Origin of the sequence: Photobacterium malacitanum (assembly GCF_900185615.1) — a bacterium.
Taxonomy (GTDB): domain Bacteria; phylum Pseudomonadota; class Gammaproteobacteria; order Enterobacterales; family Vibrionaceae; genus Photobacterium; species Photobacterium malacitanum.
The window spans coordinates 166,931-186,769 of record NZ_FYAK01000002.1 but is presented as its reverse complement, the minus strand read 5'-3'; the positions used below and the strand labels follow the sequence as shown (position 1 = coordinate 186,769).

The following is a 19,839-nucleotide window of genomic DNA, read 5'->3' as shown; positions in this document are numbered from 1 at the left end:
TATTACGACTGATTTTTCATCACTTTGAAGGCTGTGGTACAGCACCAGTTAATCCTGCCAATGATGGCGATGGTTGCTGTACTAACTCATTTGGCTGTGGACTTAATGTTGGCTTAACTAACACATACTCCATAATATCACGAGCAAATGGCGCTGCGTGCCATCCCCAACCTCCGTGTTCTAATACAACTGTGACTAAGATACTCGGATTATTAGCGGGAGCAAACCCAGTAAATAAAGCATGATCTTTGAAATGCTCAGCAACTTCATTAGCATCATAATGCTGAGTATCTTTTAATGAATACACCTGACTCGTACCGGTTTTACCTGCAACTTGAAATGGCATATTTTTGAACATTTGACGGGCAGTTCCTTTTTCAACCACCAGTTCCATACCTTTTTTAATGATCGCCCAATCTTTTTGAGGCACCGACGTCAACGGTTTAAAATCAGCAAAGGTCACTGGCTGTTGAATTTTACCGTCGATAATGTCTTTCAATAAATGCGGCCGATGTTCAACACCATCTTCAGCAATCACAGAAGTTGCTTTGGCTATTTGTATTGGTGTTGCGGTCCAATAGCCTTGTCCAATACCGAGCGGTATAGTATCACCCTCCATCCATGGTCGATGAAAACGCGCCATTTTCCATGCACGAGTCGGCATAGTACCGGTAGAATCCTCGTCGATATCAATGCCTGAATGTTGGCCGTAACCAAATTTAGTCATCCATGCCGACAATCGATCAATACCTAACCCATAAGCAACTTGATAGAAATAAGTATTTACAGAATCCTCAATCGCTTTATAGATATCAACATTTGCAAAACCTTGTACTCTATCGTCCCTAAACTTACGGCTTTTACTATTAGGAATACGCCACCAACCGTGGTTATTACGTACAGTGTGAACAGTAATGACCCCAGTGGTTAAGCCAGCTGCCGCTAATTCAGGTTTTACTGTCGAGCCCGGTGGGTATAAACCCAGTGTATCCCGATTTATCAAGGGATGAGCAGGATCATTTAATAATGCGGCATACGCTTTAGATGAAATCCCATTCACGAACAAGTTAGGGTTATAACTTGGGCTAGATACCATGGCTAAGATCGCCCCATTTTTAGGGTTCATAGCCACAATTGCACCACGACGTACTTTGGTTACCATTAGTCCTGTCGTATGATCTTTTTGTTGCAACGTCAGCAATTTTTGCGCATATAACTGTAAATTAATATCGATGGTTAATTTTATATCTTTTCCTGCGACAGGCGGCACATAAGATAAGGTTCTGACTACACGGCCATGGCTATTTACTTCAACGGTTTCATAGCCTGTTTTACCATGCAGCATATTTTCATAGTAACGTTCAATGCCCAACTTACCGATGCTACGAGAAGCTCTATAATTATCGTATTTACCGCTCTTTTTTAACGCGGCAATATCACGATCATTAATTTTGCCAACATAACCTAATAAATGGGTTAATGATGCACCGTAAGGATAATAACGCTCAAGATGGGCATCAACATTAACGCCTGGATATTCAAATTCATTAACTGAAAATACAGCAACTTGTTTATTATCCATATGTGCAATAAGTACTACTGGTTTAAAAGCTTGGGTTTGTTGCTTTGCTTTATTAAACGCCGCAATCTCTTGATCTGAGATCCCTAATAACTGTTGTAGCTTAATCAGCACTTGCGGCAAGTTTTTCACTTGATCGGGAATAATTTCTAATGAACAAACAGGAATATTATCCGCCAATATCACTCCATTACGATCATAAATACGGCCACGATTCGGCGCAACGGGAATCAGTTTAATACTATTACTATTAGCGCGTGCTTTATATTCACTGTAGTCTTGCACTTGTAAATGATAAAGGTTACCAATTAACACACAGGTTAAAATAATAATAGCAATGAAGGCTTGAATCGCTCGACGTATAAATAATGCTTTTTCTTGCTTATGATCACGGATCTGACGGTGGATGTGTTTTTTCATAGAACGATTGATAAGCTCATAATCAAGAGGTGAGTTCATTAGGCGTTAAATAATAACATCGTAATGATTCCCTCAGGGAATAAAAACCGTAAATATGATTTAAAAGACAGTAATTTTGCATGTATTTGTTGTTAATTTCACCATTATAAGTCAAATAAAATTGACCGACGATGATTTACAACGTCATTGATAGCGCTACAATACTGCTCTTCTTACTGCTAAAGATTTAAAAATGATAAGTTCTCGTTCTGCAAATAGCGTTATCGTGCTCGACTTTGAAACCACAGGTTTGTCACCAACACAAGGTGATCGTGCAATAGAAATTGGTGCGGTAAAACTTGAAGATGGTCATGTTGTGGCACATTTCCAACAATTAATGAATCCTGGCTTTCGTATTAGTCATTTTATCGAAAACTACACAGGTATTAGTAATAACATGCTTCGTACAGCACCTTGCTGTGAAGATGTTATGGCAGAATTTGCTGATTTTATTGGTGATGCCAATCTAGTTGCCCATAATGCTTCTTTTGACCAACGTTTTCTTAATGCTGAGCTAGAATTAATCGACCGCAAATATAGCGATCAATTTGCATGTTCAATGCTCATCGCTCGACGTTTATATCAACATGCCCCTAATCATAAACTAGGGACGTTAGTCGACTATAAGCATATTCATCATGATGGGGTATTTCACCGTGCATTAGCCGATTCTGAAATGACAGCACGGTTATGGCTGACTATGATTGATGATATCAAACAGCAATATGGTATTAACGACGTGCCCTTTTCATTAATGCAAAAATTCGCTAAAACGCCCAAAGCCAATATCAGTAAACTATTTCGATAACCTACTTATTGCGGTTATCAACAACCATCACTGTTATTAAGCTGTCACTCTGGTATGCTACTTATCAATAATGTAGCGTAATCATAAAGCCGAAGTTATGCACTTTGGCTATATTTACTGAGAGTGTAGTGTGCCAAACATCAATCAGCCCTCTTATGAAGTGCCTGTATCTACCGTTAAAATTGCCAGTTTTAACTTATTAAATTATCTTGAGCCACCGATGGCTTATTATGATTTTCAGAATATTTACACCACTGAGCAATGGCATAAGAAGCAGGCGTGGATCACTCGCTTTGTCACTAAAAACCAACCAGATATTATTGGTTTTCAAGAAGTATTCAGTAGTGATAGCCTACAGGCATTACTAAAAAATGCAGATTACCCCTATTACGCTGTTGTTGACACACCGACAGTTATTGACGATTTTATCTATCGCAGTCCTGTTGTTGCAATCGCATCCAAGTACCCTATCGTAGACATTGCGCCCGTAGATGCAGATCAACAGGCCGCTGCATTACTCGGTTTAACTGACTTTAATTTCAGTCGTCAACCTTTACGCGCCACTATCGATATTCCACATATTGGTTTAACTGATTGCTATGTCACACATTTCAAATCAAAACGCTCGCTGTTTGATGATCCACTGCCTGAAGCTATTGTGCCAGCAGATACCGCTTTATCGCGGTTTGTAAGTCAACGATTAGGAAGTTGGGGATCTGCAATGCTACGTGGTACAGAAGCTAACCTGTTATTGTTAGCAATTTTAAAACAACGCCAAGCAAGCACTCATCCAATGATATTGATGGGAGATTTTAATGATGAACTCTCAAGCTCATGCTTAGAACAGCTAATAGCTGGCAATGTTTTTGGTATGTCTGATAGCGAGATTGAACGTTTAATTGGGTATTACCGTCTTTATGATAGTTGGAACTTGTTTATCCATAATACTGAACAACCTGACTTACCTCGCCCACCGACTCACTATTTTGGTGCTAAAACATCGGTACTTGATTATATTTTATTATCACAAGAATTTAATGCTCAATACTTAGGTTCATTGTTTGAAGTCAGTGATTATCATACTGAAAATAAGCATTTAATTAATAGTAGCTTTGATGAAGATGGTTACAGTACCGATCACGCTATCCCCTGTGTGACGTTGTCACTAAGAAGCTAACGCCAAATTTACAATAAAAAAAACCAGCGCGATGATTATTCGTCATCACACGCTGGTTATTTATCAGCTCGATTAACTCGACCAATTAAACGATAGACACAAGATTAACTTGCTGTCGTCGCTGCTGGCTTGCGGTTACGTTGAGGAGCACGACGACCGTCAGTCTTGGGCTTTTCATCATTGTAACGACGTGCTGGCTTGCCCTCTGTTGCTTTAGGCTTAGCATCTGTAGGACGCGGCTTACGACGTGCAGGTTTACCCTCTGATCGTGGCGCATCATCACTACGTGGCGTTGGTTTGCGACGCGTTGCTGGCTTGCCATTAGAGCGTGGACGTTTTTCACCATTCGCTGAGAATGTTCGTGCTTTCTTTGGCTTTTTAGCTGCTAATGGGCGCGTGTCTAATCTTGATGCAGGTAAAGCAATCGATGGCTCAAATCCTTCAACGATTTCACGATCTAACACTTGCTTAGTTAAACGCTCAATAGCACTCAAATCACCAAATTCATCAGCACACACTAATGAAATTGCTTCACCAACACAACCCGCGCGACCAGTACGACCGATACGGTGAACGTAATCTTCAGCAACATGCGGTAATTCAAAGTTAACCACTTGTGGCAACTGTTCAATGTCTAAACCACGCGCTGCAATATCAGTCGCAACCAGTACACGCACATCGCCTGATTTAAAATTAGCCAGTGCTTTAGTGCGTGCGCCTTGGCTCTTATTGCCATGGATCGCAGCAGATGAAATACCACGGCTTTCTAAGTGAGTCGCTAATCGATTAGCCCCATGTTTAGTTTTAGTAAACACTAACACTTGTTTCCATTTACGCTCATTCAACAACTTAGTTAGTAAGTTTGCTTTTTTCTTTTGATCGACAGGGAAAATCCACTGCTTAACCGTTGGTGCGGTTTGGTTGCGTGGATTAACATCAATCTCAACCGGATTATTAACTAACCCTTTAGCAAGCGCACGAATATCATCAGAGAATGTCGCTGAAAACAGTAAGTTTTGGCGTTTTTTAGGTAGTAACGCTAAAATTTTACGAATATCACGAATAAAGCCCATATCCAACATACGGTCAGCTTCATCTAATACTAAAATTTCAACATCACGAAATTTAACCGCATTTTGGCTATGTAAATCCATTAAACGACCCGGTGTGGCAACTAAAACATCAGCACCTTGACGTAGACGATTGATTTGTTGATGAGCTTTTACTCCACCAAAAACAACCGCTGAATTTATTGGTAAATTTTTGCTGTACTTTGCAACATTATCACCTACTTGAGCGGCAAGCTCACGCGTAGGAGTAAGAATAAGTGCACGAATATGATTTGAACGAGCAGATTGGCCACCAGATAATTTTTCTAGTAGTGGCAATGTAAAACCTGCTGTTTTGCCTGTACCCGTTTGTGCCGCCGCCATGACATCCTTGCCTTCGATAATCGCAGGTATTGCTTGCGCTTGAATTGGGGATGGTTTTTCGTATCCTTGTTTAGCAACAGCTTCAAGAATTGGGGCAGATAGGCCTAAAGAGGCAAAACTCATAGCATCTCTCTTGTATAAATTAAACGCACAATCGCGTAGTAAATTGCTCATCTAATGATAAGCAAGCATTACCCTGCCAATCACGATAGGTATAATGCGAAAAAACAGAAAAACGACCAAAATCATATTTCTGTTTAAGATATAAAATTCATTTTTTGCTATTGATTAACTTGCTGATTCGATATCACTAGCAATGGTTGTATCAGATGTTACATCTGTAGCTTCAGTAACCTGTGCAGCTTCTTCATCAAGCTTGGCACGTTCTGCTTTAGAAATATAACGAGGCTTATTGCTTTTATTTAGCTTTGCATTTGCCTTCTTCATTTTCTTTTTTAACGTTTCGTTAATTTTTTTCTTTCTATTCATAATCGTGTTAGCTGATATTTTGAGCCATTTTTAAACAGGGGGCTGATTGTAATCATTCGCCGCTGAATAACAAGCATTATCCTCATAATGCAATTATAAAAGCTAAATTATCATCTCCAACACAACCAAACATGACTTATTAGACTATTACTAATTACATTATCTTTATTACAAGGTATATAAAATGGTCACACGACAAACTGTCACTATTTTGCTTGTTGAACAATTTGAGTTACTTGATGCGTTGGGTCCATTACACATGTTTGGTTTATTACCTGAGCATTACCAATTACAAATAATAACGATAGACGGTAAAAACGTTAGCAGTACACAAGGCATTAGCCTACAACCAATGCTCAGCTTTAATGACGATATCACTGCAGGGATCCTCATTATTCCAGGTGGTGTGGGGATTCGATTTGCCACCCATAATGACCATATTTTAAGTTGGTTAAAAAAAGTGGCGCCCCAGCAACAGATTATATGTTCAACCTCAACAGGGGCAGCATTGCTTGCTAATGCAGGTCTACTTGATAATTGCACAGCAACAACGACCCAAAAACACCTTGATTGGGTATCTCAGTTTGGACGTAATATAAAATGGCAAACATCTGCTCGCTGGGTGCATAGTAATAATATCTTTACTGCATCTGGCAGCTCAGCGAGTCTTGATATGTCATTAGCGATCATAGGACATCAATACGGCGATGCCACTGCGCGTCGCATTGCTGCCGATACTGAATATTTATGGTTAAATGATCCTGACGATGATCCATTTGCGCCATTACACTTAGTAAAATAAATCCTTTAATCTTACTCCCACATCACATAACTTTGGGTTGAAATAGCATCTTTAAGTAAATCGATAAGGGGAACGGCACGAACATTAAGACTAATCTGCGTCTCGGTTTCTTTTTCGTCTTCATTATCAATCTCTTGTGTTATATTCTCTGATTGTTGTTGCGCTATATGTGCAAGTTTTTTCTCTAAATTTACTAGCGCACACGCAACATCTTCTGCTCTTATTGCCCCTGGTACATCGGTTGAAAACCCCATCATTGTAATTAATGACTGCGCTATATCACCAAACATAGTGATATTACCATGAGATTTACTACTAAATGTTACTAACATTATCGCCTCCAACCTTAATATTAAATGTTACTATATTTAACCATACAACCATTATTGATCACATAATAATCACACCAACACATCAATTACCAACAAAAAAAACAAGCATTATGCACCTTGTATATGACTGTTACATCGGTATAATGCCTTTCATTGGTAAAGTAAATGTAACTATTTAAAAATGAACATCTTTTCAAACGTATCTTTGATTGTTTTATGCATCGTCACAGGGTGTGATGATTATAATCATATTGATTATTCATCTTTTAATATCGATCCTGAAATCATTACCTCTCAAGAACAACAAGGGTTCATTATTACTGATACATATAGTCCTTTTACTATTCCCTCCGACTTCTCTAATCTAAAAAATGCATCACAATCATTAATTAATTCGAATTGGTTATCTAACCCACATTATCTCGAAGATATTGAACATTTAATTTATCAATTTAATCAAACTCATATTGATGATTCAAATATTTTTGTGCAATCGCTTTATAACAGTGCATTAATTTATAAAAGAAACATGATTGAAGTAAATATATTAAAAAGACAACTTCAAGATGATATTAATAATAAACTAAATTATTATAGGCAAGAAATTGCATCGATCAATGCTCGTTTATCTATCATGGAAATGACAGAAGAGCAACATATTGAAAATATTGCAATGATAAAAAGTACAATTAAAGAAAAACAACAATACTATACGAAACTACGTCGAGAATTAAAAGAAGAACTGCGTGCAATTCAACTAAATAATGATTTAATATTTACTTTAATATCTGAACTTAAATTTAAATATAAAGCACATGATACCATTAATTGTTCAACATATTTAGGTGATTATAAAAAAATAAATCTCGTTTCACCTTATGCTTGTATTTATTATAATCATGATGAATTGATCACTAAAGTTCCAGTTAATCATCAACAACAAATTAATGTTATTTTTGAGCATTATGTTCCAAAATTATGGCATACAATGGTAGAACTCAATGGTCACTTTGAGCCAAATTATGGTAAACAAGTTTTCAACAGTTACTTACAAAAAGATTTAATCAATGCTAACAACAACTTAGCAGAAAGACGCCTTATGAGTAAAAAAACTCGCCCTTGTGATGCTATTAGTTTAGAAATAAAGCAATTAAGAAAATTAAATTTTGAGATGAATACTGCCATCAATAGATTCTTACTTGATGATAATAATCAGATAAACATATCAACACCTACATTTTATTCTAAGTTAGCGCCATTATTTTCTAATGGAAAAATAAAAGATCCTATAATTAATTTCGCTTTACTTTGTAAAAATAAAAATGTAATTGAAAAGTTCACTCAACAATATGCCGAAAAAATACTACAGGAATACCCTAAAGAACTTACTTTCAATATAGAAGAAAATGGTACATTTACTCTACCTAAAATAAGAGCAAAGCATTATAAAATCGTTCTTAATGTTAATAAAAATTACAGCGTTATTTATAATGGTCGCCGAGTATTAACACCGCCAACAGATTTTAATCAAGCGACACCAAATACAACAACGGTACACTATAACCTCAATCAACTCGTTAACCAGCAGTTATTTAAAAAATGGGTCGATAGTTAATCACCTCATTCATTAAATCCTAAACTCTGGGCTACTTTCAACCATGTTTTCGCTATGTTTGAGTTATTATTAAGCGTTGGTAATACCTCAGTAATCTGAACGATAGTTGCCTGATTTGTTGCACAATTAGCATCATAGTCACTAACAACCGTATAAAAAATAGGCTGCTGTGTTTTAGAGGCCGTACACCAATGATTGGTTATATCCCCCCCTCTTTTTATACAAATATCAGTAATAAAACGTTGGTAATTGACTCTCGACTGTTGTCGATTATCATTACACCAAATTTGTTGATATTCCATGTAACCCAATGTTGGATGATAGACAATATTCTGTTGCGGCTGTTGCATTTTAGTTTGATGATTAATATACGCTTGTGTTGCTGAAATCACTGTTGATGTTGAAGTGATCTGCTTAGCATAAGAGACTTGAGTGCACATGCTAAAGAAAGCCATAAATAGTAATCCAATATTGACTATACGTTTCCATGTTAAATTACGCATCACTTTCTCCTTGCTAATAAGGACAACAAAACACTTTTAGCACAATAAGCATAGACCTTATTAAGTATTAGCAACTTTAAATCAAAAAGAACAATTCCCTTAGTAAATAATAATAATAAATAGTGTCCTATTTACTGTACATTTTGGATTATTTATTTGCCTGCCAGAGCCATATCAATTGTACACTTACTATAATTAACAACGTGTATTCAGAATATGACTGACTAGCTACTGTCTTTAGGGAGCATTATGGATAAAAAAACAATCATAGCTGACACTCATGATATTTTTGATTCTTTCATCATTAATGGGTTACATCATAACTTTAATATATATTGTCAATTCCCTTTTAATGAGCATCTTGTTAATCAACATCACTATGGTGAACATTTTGATATTGAATTTAATGATGGCTATAGACTCCACCAATAAAAAAGCCCCTACTTTATATAAGCAGGAGCTGTAATTTTATGATGATATTGTGGTGCTTTAAGCCACTCACTTATTCTTATTGTTGACGACGGGCTCTAACATCACTAGCAAGCTGGCGTAGAACGTTGGCGGTATCATCCCAACCGATACATGCATCAGTAATACTTTGACCATATATTGGAGTCTTACCCTCGACGATATCTTGACGACCTTCAACTAAGTGGCTTTCAATCATCACGCCAAAAATAGCACTATTACCCTTCGCAATTTGCTGACCGACATCAGCAGAGACAATTACTTGTCGTTGATACTGTTTTGAACTATTGGCATGACTAAAGTCAATCATGAGCTTATTACGTAAACCTGCATCTATAAGCTGTTGCGTAATTTGATTAACATCGTCAGCACCATAATTAGGTGCTTTACCGCCACGTAAAATAATGTGGCAATCTTCATTACCAGCCGTGGCTACAATCGCAGAATGGCCGTATTTGGTAACCGACAAAAAGTGATGAGGTGCGCTTGCTGAGCCAATAGCATCCGTTGCGATTTTGATATTACCGTCAGTACCATTTTTAAATCCTACTGGACAAGAAAGCCCTGATGCCAACTCACGGTGTACTTGTGATTCGGTAGTACGTGCGCCAATAGCTCCCCAGCTGATAAGATCACCCATATATTGAGGTGTGATCATATCTAAGAACTCACCAGCCGTTGGTAATCCTAAATCGGTAAGATCTGCAAGTAACTTGCGACCAATGCGTAAACCATCATTAAGTTGAAAACTATTATCCATATACGGGTCATTAATCAGCCCTTTCCAGCCAACAGTCGTACGTGGTTTTTCAAAATAGACTCGCATCACAACCTCAAGATCGCCTTGAAGCTCATCTCTAAGTTGTTTTAATTTTTTACCGTATTCCAATGCAGCCACAGGATCATGAATAGAACAAGGACCAACGATGACCAATAATCGATCATCCTCATCGTTTAGGATATTGTGAATCGCTTGGCGTGATTGGTAGACGGTTTCAGCAGCTTTATTAGATGCTGGAAACTTTTCTAACACCGCAATTGGCGGTAGAAGCTCTTTAATTTCACTGATTCGAACGTCATCCGTTTTATGCATATCCATACTTCCTATAATTCCTTTTAATACACAGTAATTAGTCGACCAAGACAAACAACCATATAATCTTTAATTTGAAACATTTGCTTAACTTATCGTTTAAAAACTTAGAGTGCAAACTGTTATTTAATCAAAAACTGAATGAACCCTGACATTTCTTTATAAATGTTGCGTTATTCTGCACATAAATGACAATATATGAATAGAAAACATTAAAAACACAAAATAATTATTACACGAGAGAATAGAAAGGCTGTAAAATATACTAAGAGCGATTTATTATTGTACAAATCTACAATATTTAAAAAAACATACACACACTCAATATATTCACAATTTTAATATTGATAATAATTAATATATGATTTTAATAATTATGTGATTCTTTAATCATAAAAAAACATAACTAATGATGTATAAATAGATATCAATTACATTTAAAGGATGCGGCATTGTCTGAAAACAATATAATCACATTTAATAATGTTGATAAGTGGTACGGCCATTATCATGCATTAAAAAATATTAATCTTTCTATTAAAAAAGGTGAACGGTTAGTCATTTGTGGGCCATCAGGTTCAGGAAAGTCAACCTTAATTCGCTGTATTAATGGTTTAGAGAAATATAATAATGGTGAAATAACCGTTGCTGGGCATTCATTAAACCATAAAGAACTTCATGCAATACGAGGTCAGGTAGGTATGGTGTTTCAACACTTTAACTTATTCCCTCATATGAGCGTATTAGATAATTTAACATTAGCACCTCGCCGTGCGTTAAAAATGTCTAAGGCTGATGCTGAAAAGCTTGCTCGTAACTTTTTAGAACGTGTGCATATTGGCCACCAAGCGGATAAGTTTCCGGGACAACTTTCTGGTGGACAGCAGCAACGTGTTGCTATCGCTCGTTCTTTATGTATGAAACCTAATATATTGCTATTTGATGAACCAACATCTGCACTTGATCCTGAAATGATCCGCGAAGTTCTTGATGTAATGAAAGAACTTGCCGATGATGGAATTACAATGGTATGTGTTACTCATGAAATGGGGTTTGCACGTCAAGTTGCTGACCGAGTTGTGTTTATGGATCAAGGTGAGATTGTTGAAATGGCGGCTCCAGCGCAACTTTTTGACCATCCTCAGCATAAACGTACACAACAATTTCTTGAAAATATTCTTAGCTATTGAGATCAAAATAATGACCCAAGATAGACGATCTCGAATACCTCATCTTATCGCTATTACATTACAAGTGATCTGTGTTGCTTCAATTATAATGCTGCTACTTAATAGCGGTGCAAAAGCAATGCATTATCATTGGCAATGGTACCGTATCCCTGAGCACCTATGGTTTTATGAAGATGGCCAATGGTATTCAGGAGAGCTGATTGAAGGCTTAATGGTAACGCTGAAAATATCAAGCTTCAGTTTAATCTGTACCGTAATTATCGGCCTTATAACCGCATTATTACGAATGTCAGATTCGATCGTCGGTCGCAGTCTTGCTCGTGGTTATATTGAAGTTATTCGCAGCACTCCTTTACTTGTGCAAATTTACTTACTGTATTTTGTTTTTGGGCCGGTATTAGGTATTGACCGAACAACAACAGCAATTTTAGCATTATCGTTATTTCAAGGTGCATACAGCGCTGAGATATTCCGTTCTGGTTTACAAGGAATACCTAAGGGTCAACTTGAAGCCGCAGAAAGTTTAGGTTTATCACAAATAGATAGTTATCGATTTGTTGTTATTCCACAAATGTTTAGAAAAATTATTCCACCGCTCACAAATGAAGCGGTATCTTTAGTAAAAAATTCTTCCATTGTGAGTATCATGGCTATATTTGATCTGACAACGGAAGGACGAAATTTAGTCGCTGATACTGCGATGCCATTTGAAGTCTGGTTTACTGTCGCAGCAATTTATCTTTGTATAACATTAACATTATCAGCACTAGCAATTTGGTTAGAACGTCGTTTAACTATTCCTAACCACTAATATTCTAATATTTATATGAACCATATGAACCAATGGAGAAAGCTATGAAACGCTTCATTGCGGTATTACTTACCGTTTTTACTTGCTTATTAGGGGCTAACAATGCCTTTGCGTCAGACAATACAAATGCTTTACAGCAAATAAAAGAAAGCGGCACATTGCGCGTCGGTTTATCAACTTTTGTTCCTTGGGCTATGCGCGATAAACAAGGTGATTTGATTGGCTTTGAAGTTGATGTGGCAAAACGTTTAGCTGCTGATGCTGGTTTGAAAATTGAATTCGTACCCACAGCTTGGGATGGTATTATTCCAGCCCTATTAGCTGGCAAGTTTGATGTTATTATTGGCGGTTTAACCATTACACCAGAGCGAAATATGAGTGTTCTGTTTACTCACCCATACTCATACTCAGCCGTTCAAATGGTTGCAAACAAAAAGCTTGCATCAAAAATGACCACTCTTGCTGATTATAATAAACGTAGCGTAACCATCGCCGTTCGTAGTGGTGCTTACCCTGTTCAAACAGCACGTAAATTATTTCCAAAAGCAAAATTACGTCAGTTTGATGATGAAACTCAAGCTTTCCAAGAAGTATTAAACGGTAATGCACAAGCAGCACTAGCATCAACACCAACACCAGAGCAAATGGCGCTAAAAAACCCAGATAGCTTATTTATGCCATTTAAGAAACCATTAACTCGTTATGCAACAGGTTTTGCGATTCGTCAAGGTGACTTTAACTTACTTAACTTCCTCAATAACTGGATTCAAGTACGCACTGAAGACGGTTGGTTAAAGAGTCGTTACCAGTACTGGTTTAAGACCATGAAATGGCAAGATCAGGTTAACGAGACTAAATAATAATGACTGTAACTAAAACGTCATGTAACAACGCACCACAGGCGGGTTCTTCCCCGTCTGTGGGGCGTCGTTTTAATTTTAAGCTTAATAAACTCGATGTTATTTTACTCATCATTATTGGCTGTTTTATTGGATGGTTAGCCTACCGCTCATCGGTAGGTATCCACTATAACTGGCACTGGCATCGAGCAATTGAGCTGGTATTTACATGTAGTCACGATGGCGGTATCCCCTACTTCATTCAAGGGATTATTAGTACCATTCGAGTCAGTATATGGGGAATGATTTTTGCGGCCACAATAGGTTTATTGCTTGCGCTTGCACATCGTTCATCATTTAAGATCATCAACTTAATAGCAAGTAGTTACATTCAAGTTGTACGTAATATACCGCCACTTGTTTTTGTGTTTATTTTTTACTTTTTCATTTCAAATCAACTTATTCCACTGCTTGGATTAAGTCATTTATTCCGCCACTACAGCGGTCAAGAAAATGTATTGCAAATAATATTATTTGGGCACAGTAACTTATGGGAAAACTTATTTTCAGGTGTTTTATGTGTAGGACTCATTGCTGCAGCTTATATCGCTGAAATTATTCGATCTGGTATTGATACAATTAGCAAAGGACAATGGGAAGCAGCTGATTCTTTAGGATTATCTACATACAGTCGGTTTCGATTTGTGATATTCCCACAGGCATTTTCTGCTATCGTTCCCACATTAGCTGGACAGTTTATTTCCATAGTTAAAGATTCATCAATTATCTCATTGATTTCTATACAGGAAATGACATTTACTGGTTCTGAAATAGCTAACTCTTCTGGGTATATTTTTGAAATATGGCTCATTGTTGGTGCAGTTTATTTTATATTATGCTTTAGCTTATCGCTATTATTCAGAAAACTAGAAAAGCACAGTTCACGTCACCTACAACGTTAATAACAACTTAGGCATCCCTAATAAACATCTATTATTTTAGGGGTGTCTATTTTTTATTAACAGTATTACCATTAAAGATATTTACTTGTACTGGTTATATATTTTTTTCTTACTAACTAAATCAATATATTTATTCATCCAATCTTGTATAAATACCCACATATTATATCACCTCAATTGATCTATTAATTAAAGTATAGTCTTAATCTTGATGTTTGAGATAAAGTTCCATCGGCTGTGGTCACAAGCTCATATTATTTGTAAATCGTTCAAATTATATATTTCTAAAAAGATGCTCAATTAGCTATACGTAGTAATACCAATCCCTGATACACTCATAAAAAAATAAACGGTGAGCAAAGCATGCAAGGTACACTCAGTAAAATGAAATCATCGCTTGGAGAGGTTGTCGATTACTACCTTCCGATTGGCGAGCAACAACTTCATCTTAACCCATTGATTGGTAAAAAATTAACTCTTACTCATACTGGTAATATATTCTGTTGCTCATGCGGCAAGAAAACCAAAAAGAGTTATTCACAAGGCCATTGCTTTCCTTGTATGAAAAAGCTGGCAAGCTGCGATATGTGTATCATGAAGCCAGAAACTTGCCATTATGCAAAAGGAACCTGCCGTGAACCACAATGGGGGGAAGATAACTGCATGGTGCCTCACTATGTGTATCTTTCTAATACCTCTGCACTAAAAGTCGGTATTACTCGTCATACCCAGCTCCCTACTCGCTGGATAGATCAAGGTGCAACACAAGCACTGGCGGTATTAAAAGTAAAAACACGTCAAATCTCTGGTTTAGTGGAAGTTGCTATTGCTGAAATGGTGGCAGACAAAACCAACTGGCGTACCATGCTAAAAGGCAACAATAGCGATATCGATTTACACCAACAAGCACAATTACTATTGCCTGAGGTAAAACAAAAACTGGCCGAGATCTGCGCAGAGTTTGGTGAAGATGCTATCGAATATTTAAATAATGATATTGTTGATATTCATTATCCTGTTGATCATTTCCCAACCAAAATAGCGTCTCACAATTTTGATAAGGAGCCTGTTGTTAGCGGTATTCTTGAGGGAATTAAAGGTCAGTATTTATTATTTGATACTGGTGTGATTAATATTCGTAAATTTAGCAGTTACGAAGTGATTATTGCAGAATAAACATACGCGGTAACAACATAAAACGGCATTGCTCTTAATTAAGAGCAATGCCGTTTCTTATGCGTTATGCTAAGAATAAAGTTTATTTCGCTTTGGGCTGTACATATTCACGTTGGCTATTTTGGATAGCGATATCACGCATAAAGTTCTCACCTAACACCACCCCCTTACCACCGTCTATCAATTGGTATTCAACTTCATCATTTCGATCGCCGAGCTTGGTGCGTAATAGAACGATCGGCAAACGGGTATTATTATCATTCTTTGACCAAGCCTCTACAGGGTATTTGTATTCTTTACCTTGGAACACAAATTTAACCCAGTTATCGCCGTTACGTTCAAATTCAACCAGATTTTTAACCCCAACGCGAGATGTAGAAGATTTAGGATCAACATAAGCAGAAACATGTTTAGTGCCAGACAAAATCAACACCCACTCATGATGACCTAGCACTAACATACCGTCTTTGGTTTTAGCGCTCGCTTTATGATTGGTTGTTGTTAATTTCTTTGATGCCGTCGAAGCCGTGATTTTATCGGTTGTTACTTCAGTTGCCGCTAAGGCCTGTTTTTTAACACGATGGGTTTTTTTTTCAGCTGCAATAGTTTGAGCTTTCGCAGCTGCTTGCATTTCAGCAGCGGTCACCATCGAAGCAAACACCAAAGGTTTAACTGTTGGTGTTGGTGTTGAAACTGTTGGTTGTGGTTGATCTTTTAGTGACGGCTGCTGAGCACAGCCAAAAAGTGTCAAGGCCAATAAACCTACTGCCGTTTTCTTCATACATTCTCTCTTCTATTACATTTCTATAGGCCGTAATTAACCATAATACGTGGTTTAACGTTATGCCAAATAAATCACCTAGCACCACCGTTCTTCTAATGAGCAGCCGCTTCATATAATGAAAATTTATTCGTCAACCATTGTTCATTATACCACCCCATATTACGGCTATGTTTAGCATCATCCCATAGACTGAAAAAATGGCGACGTTCTTCAAAACCATCATCTAAATGACTTTTTTCAAGATAACGCTCTGCAATATGTAAATCACTACGGACATCAAACAGATGAATTACATCCAGTTCTCGATGTTTAAAACCACTATCGCAAGGATCTAACAAACCAGCGACTTTAAAAGTTGTAGGATCAAACAACACATTAGCGATATGACAATCATCATGAACAAATGATGATGACTCATGGGCAATCGGCGCCAATACTTTGGTTCTGTCTTCCCACAGAGCAGTAAATTTATCTTTTAGAGCTGCGCTAAAGGGAGAGCCCATACTCATCAAATAGTGGTATACGCTTCCCATCCAGTCATCAAATGCTGATCCCAAGTTTTGACTAAATTGGCCATTTGATAGTTCAAACCCTTGCGGATGCTGATGCTCATGCAGTGCTAATAAAATATCAGTATAATCTTCTCTAAATGTCATCACCGCTTTAGAATCTTTAGGTAATTGGTGCGCAGAAACCCCTTCTAGCCAATCTAAAACAATATAATCATATCCATCCTCTCGACCAAACAAATAAATCTCAGGCACTGGACATGACACAATTTTACGTAACTGCTCTAAACTTGCGACTTCTTTTCCTATGCGACCAACTTCACGTGAAAATTTAACGACAATTTTCGACTTTCCAGAGGCCAGAAAAACGACCCAACCATAAAAGGTTTCCTGAATATCACACACGTCAGCTTTGCGACGAAACATTGCCATAAACGCATTTTCAGCAATGGCTTTTAGCTGGGGTTTATTCATCTTTAGTACCTTGATAATCATGGTCACACAATACAGATGATTTATACCCACACGGTATAAATCATTGGTTTTATGTGACTTTTCGTTGTTTTATGTTTTAAGAATGCATCATAACAGCAAAGATAACCAGCATTGAGGAATAGAAAAGATGAAAATATCTTACCTTTAGTTACAATTTCGTTTTTAGTGACAATAATCACTTTTTTTTGATGATAATTTAGAGTTCTAAACTACGTAATTTTATCATATAAAAATAACTAATTTATAACATGGAAAATCAAGCTAAAAAGCATATAGATACAGGGTATACATATACCTAAAAGATATAAACTGAGAACATTTCATTTTCAATAATTAACGGGTAATAAAAAACACTTCGTTTTGTAATGATACAATTAAATTGTTTTTCTTTTTTGCAGCATCAAATGAGTTTACATTTTCACTATTATAGTCGTTGAAATATGCCTACTTTTTAGCTGTTTTTTGTGAGCTAGCTAAAGTTTTCATGCCAAAAGCCAGTGTTTAGTGTAATATCCAGCGACCAGAGCCGACCTCATTATGCGCTCTGCATTCAATAACGAACGATATCGGGGCGATATGCAATTACTCGAAGCCAAACTCCATAAAATTGACCGTCATAACTACCGCAGCTATTCAAGTATGCGCGGTGAATATCACTTTGTTGATTTCGACTTTTTTATCGATACCGTTCAGTCGGATCCCTTTGCGCCAGCTTCTCGCGTTCGTGCTCGTCGCGCATGGTCACTCACTGATCTTGAATGGCTACGTGGAAAATCGACTGATTATCAGCGTGCAGCTCGTGATTTTATTGCACGCTTCTTTGCTGATTTATCTCAGCAAGACAATGCTGTCTTAATTGACATGCCAGGACAAACAATTCTAGATCGTACCTCTGTCGTATTTGACGATGAAGGTATTGAATTACGTTTCCGCATTAATCTGCCATCAGATGGCCGTACTATTATTGCGAAAAAAACCCTCAACCTACTGACCTTCTATCTACCAAAAATGATTCGTCGTGCCACTATCGCACGTGAATTACCAATGGATGAGTTAAAACGTCACTGTGAAGCGGTTGAAGATCAAGTCGCGCTGCGTAGCCAACTGAAACAACATAAATTATTAGCCTTTGTTGCAGATGGAAGCTTATTACCTCGTATTGCAGGTAACAGTGATTTGCCATTACCTGATGCTATTCCATTCCTAAGTCCTGATAACCTAGCGGTAGAATTAGAAGCACCGCATAAAGGTAAGATTCGTGGTATGGGTATTCCTGAAGGTATTACGCTTATCGTTGGTGGTGGTTTCCACGGTAAATCAACTCTGCTAAGTGCTATTGAACGTTCGATCTATGATCATGTTCCCGGCGATGGCCGAGAGTATGTAGTAACCAATGATGCTGCCGCTAAAATTCGTGCTGAAGATGGCCGTTGTGTTCACAATGTTGATCTGTCGCCTTACATCAGTAATTTACCTATGGGTAAAGATACTACTGCGTTTAGTAGTCAAAATGCGTCAGGTTCAACCTCACAAGCATCATGGTTACAAGAGTCTATTGAAGCGGGTGCTGAAGCATTATTGATTGATGAGGATACCTCAGCGTCTAACTTCATGATCCGTGATGAGCGCATGCAAGCATTGATCTGTAAAGAAGATGAACCAATTACACCATTAGTTGACCGTATCGCACTACTACGCGATCAACACAACATTTCAGTAATGCTGGTAATGGGTGGCTCTGGTGATTATCTTGATGTCGCTGATACTGTTATTCAAATGCACAACTATGATGCTATTGATGTGACAGAAAAAGCACGCGCAGTTGTTGCTTCTCACCCAACCCGTCGTAAGCAGGAAGGAACAGAAGTTATTGTTCACCCTCGCACACGACAAATAAACCGTAGTGCCTTGCAAGCAATGCTAGAAGAAGGCAAGTTCCGTATTCAAGTAAAAGACAAAACATCACTACGTTTTGGTCGTGAGTACATTGATCTACAAGCACTAGAGCAAATTGCGCACTCAAGCCAACTATTGGCTATTGGTTACTTGTGGTTCCAATTAGCACAAACTAAAGGTTGGGAAAAAAATCCAAGCCGTGCGTTTGCTAATATGTTGCACGATAATTGGGCTGATATGATGCCTAAATATGGTGAAATGGCTAAGCCTCGCGTTATCGAAGTAATGGCCGTTTTAAACCGAATGCGTAAAGCTGAATTTAAGTAAGCCTCAAGCTGAACTCGGTTATTCTTTAAACCCCGCTCAAAGCGGGGTTTATGTTAATTCAGGATACAGTAGCGCAATAAGCTACAATCAAC

19 protein-coding genes are annotated in these 19,839 nt (G+C 37.5%); 11 read left to right on the top strand and 8 right to left on the bottom strand.

Features of this window, described 5'->3' with window-relative positions:
* Window positions 1–19: 19 nt before the first annotated feature.
* Entirely contained in the window at window positions 20–1,999 is a 1,980-nt protein-coding gene (gene mrdA, locus PMAL9190_RS06035) for a penicillin-binding protein 2 (protein WP_087844930.1), read from the bottom strand.
* A gap of 232 nt (window positions 2,000–2,231) precedes the next feature.
* Here mrdA and PMAL9190_RS06030 point away from each other — a divergent pair, with 232 nt between their 5' ends.
* On the top strand, window positions 2,232–2,846 hold the full coding sequence (locus PMAL9190_RS06030; protein ID WP_087844360.1) for a 3'-5' exonuclease: 615 nt from the start codon (window positions 2,232–2,234) through the stop codon (window positions 2,844–2,846).
* A gap of 130 nt (window positions 2,847–2,976) precedes the next feature.
* Complete coding sequence (locus PMAL9190_RS06025) at window positions 2,977–4,023, top strand: endonuclease/exonuclease/phosphatase family protein (protein WP_235004300.1); 1,047 nt, start codon at window positions 2,977–2,979, stop codon at window positions 4,021–4,023.
* 104 nt (window positions 4,024–4,127) lie between these two features.
* Here PMAL9190_RS06025 and PMAL9190_RS06020 read toward each other — a convergent pair whose 3' ends face one another.
* Together PMAL9190_RS06020 and PMAL9190_RS06015 are read right to left on the bottom strand one after the other, a co-directional pair.
* The gene (locus PMAL9190_RS06020; RefSeq protein ID WP_087844359.1) at window positions 4,128–5,579 is read right to left on the bottom strand and encodes a DEAD/DEAH box helicase; all 1,452 of its coding nucleotides are present in this window, start codon (window positions 5,577–5,579) and stop codon (window positions 4,128–4,130) included.
* 165 nt (window positions 5,580–5,744) lie between these two features.
* Complete coding sequence (locus PMAL9190_RS06015) at window positions 5,745–5,945, bottom strand: DUF2986 domain-containing protein (RefSeq protein ID WP_087844358.1); 201 nt, start codon at window positions 5,943–5,945, stop codon at window positions 5,745–5,747.
* Between the two features lie 184 nt (window positions 5,946–6,129).
* On the opposite strand from PMAL9190_RS06015, the gene PMAL9190_RS06010 reads away from it, so the two are divergent.
* Window positions 6,130–6,747 carry a DJ-1/PfpI family protein gene (locus tag PMAL9190_RS06010; RefSeq protein WP_087844357.1) on the top strand — a complete coding sequence of 206 codons (618 nt, stop codon included), beginning with the start codon at window positions 6,130–6,132 and terminating at the stop codon, window positions 6,745–6,747.
* An 11-nt stretch (window positions 6,748–6,758) separates the two neighbouring features.
* Here PMAL9190_RS06010 and PMAL9190_RS06005 read toward each other — a convergent pair whose 3' ends face one another.
* On the bottom strand, window positions 6,759–7,079 hold the full coding sequence (locus tag PMAL9190_RS06005; RefSeq protein WP_087844356.1) for a DUF1840 domain-containing protein: 321 nt from the start codon (window positions 7,077–7,079) through the stop codon (window positions 6,759–6,761).
* Window positions 7,080–7,260: 181 nt separating this feature from the next.
* Between PMAL9190_RS06005 and PMAL9190_RS05995 the strand changes: the two genes are divergently transcribed.
* A complete protein-coding gene (locus PMAL9190_RS05995) occupies window positions 7,261–8,694 on the top strand; it encodes a hypothetical protein (RefSeq protein ID WP_087844354.1) in 1,434 nt (477 codons plus the stop codon).
* Window positions 8,695–8,699: 5 nt separating this feature from the next.
* Here the strand turns inward: PMAL9190_RS05995 and PMAL9190_RS05990 are convergent, their stop codons facing one another.
* Window positions 8,700–9,197, bottom strand: coding sequence for a hypothetical protein (locus PMAL9190_RS05990; protein ID WP_087844353.1), 498 nt, complete (start codon window positions 9,195–9,197; stop codon window positions 8,700–8,702).
* Between the two features lie 249 nt (window positions 9,198–9,446).
* Here PMAL9190_RS05990 and PMAL9190_RS05985 point away from each other — a divergent pair, with 249 nt between their 5' ends.
* Window positions 9,447–9,629: a hypothetical protein gene (locus PMAL9190_RS05985; RefSeq protein WP_087844352.1), complete on the top strand. Its 183-nt coding sequence runs from the start codon at window positions 9,447–9,449 to the stop codon at window positions 9,627–9,629.
* A 76-nt stretch (window positions 9,630–9,705) separates the two neighbouring features.
* Here PMAL9190_RS05985 and aroG read toward each other — a convergent pair whose 3' ends face one another.
* The gene (aroG, locus tag PMAL9190_RS05980; protein ID WP_200813394.1) at window positions 9,706–10,758 is read right to left on the bottom strand and encodes a 3-deoxy-7-phosphoheptulonate synthase AroG; all 1,053 of its coding nucleotides are present in this window, start codon (window positions 10,756–10,758) and stop codon (window positions 9,706–9,708) included.
* A 452-nt stretch (window positions 10,759–11,210) separates the two neighbouring features.
* On the opposite strand from aroG, the gene PMAL9190_RS05975 reads away from it, so the two are divergent.
* The 5 genes from PMAL9190_RS05975 (at window position 11,211) to PMAL9190_RS05955 (ending at window position 15,736) form a co-directional block, all read left to right on the top strand.
* Window positions 11,211–11,948, top strand: a complete 738-nt coding sequence (locus PMAL9190_RS05975) for an amino acid ABC transporter ATP-binding protein (RefSeq protein ID WP_060997970.1) — start codon at window positions 11,211–11,213, stop codon at window positions 11,946–11,948.
* Between the two features lie 10 nt (window positions 11,949–11,958).
* Window positions 11,959–12,759: an amino acid ABC transporter permease gene (locus PMAL9190_RS05970; RefSeq protein ID WP_087844350.1), complete on the top strand. Its 801-nt coding sequence runs from the start codon at window positions 11,959–11,961 to the stop codon at window positions 12,757–12,759.
* A 44-nt stretch (window positions 12,760–12,803) separates the two neighbouring features.
* Window positions 12,804–13,619 (top strand): transporter substrate-binding domain-containing protein, encoded by an 816-nt coding sequence (locus PMAL9190_RS05965; protein ID WP_087844349.1) that lies wholly within the window; start codon window positions 12,804–12,806, stop codon window positions 13,617–13,619.
* 2 nt (window positions 13,620–13,621) lie between these two features.
* Window positions 13,622–14,560 carry an amino acid ABC transporter permease gene (locus PMAL9190_RS05960; protein ID WP_087820108.1) on the top strand — a complete coding sequence of 313 codons (939 nt, stop codon included), beginning with the start codon at window positions 13,622–13,624 and terminating at the stop codon, window positions 14,558–14,560.
* A gap of 363 nt (window positions 14,561–14,923) precedes the next feature.
* Window positions 14,924–15,736, top strand: coding sequence for a DUF2797 domain-containing protein (locus PMAL9190_RS05955; RefSeq protein ID WP_087844348.1), 813 nt, complete (start codon window positions 14,924–14,926; stop codon window positions 15,734–15,736).
* A gap of 82 nt (window positions 15,737–15,818) precedes the next feature.
* On the opposite strand, the gene PMAL9190_RS05950 is transcribed toward PMAL9190_RS05955, so the two are convergent.
* Window positions 15,819–16,517: a RimK/LysX family protein gene (locus PMAL9190_RS05950; protein WP_087844347.1), complete on the bottom strand. Its 699-nt coding sequence runs from the start codon at window positions 16,515–16,517 to the stop codon at window positions 15,819–15,821.
* Between the two features lie 95 nt (window positions 16,518–16,612).
* The gene (locus PMAL9190_RS05945; RefSeq protein ID WP_087844346.1) at window positions 16,613–17,503 is read right to left on the bottom strand and encodes a phosphotransferase; all 891 of its coding nucleotides are present in this window, start codon (window positions 17,501–17,503) and stop codon (window positions 16,613–16,615) included.
* A gap of 597 nt (window positions 17,504–18,100) precedes the next feature.
* On the opposite strand from PMAL9190_RS05945, the gene PMAL9190_RS05940 reads away from it, so the two are divergent.
* Window positions 18,101–19,747 (top strand): ABC-ATPase domain-containing protein, encoded by a 1,647-nt coding sequence (locus PMAL9190_RS05940; protein WP_087844928.1) that lies wholly within the window; start codon window positions 18,101–18,103, stop codon window positions 19,745–19,747.
* Window positions 19,748–19,839: the final 92 nt, after the last annotated feature.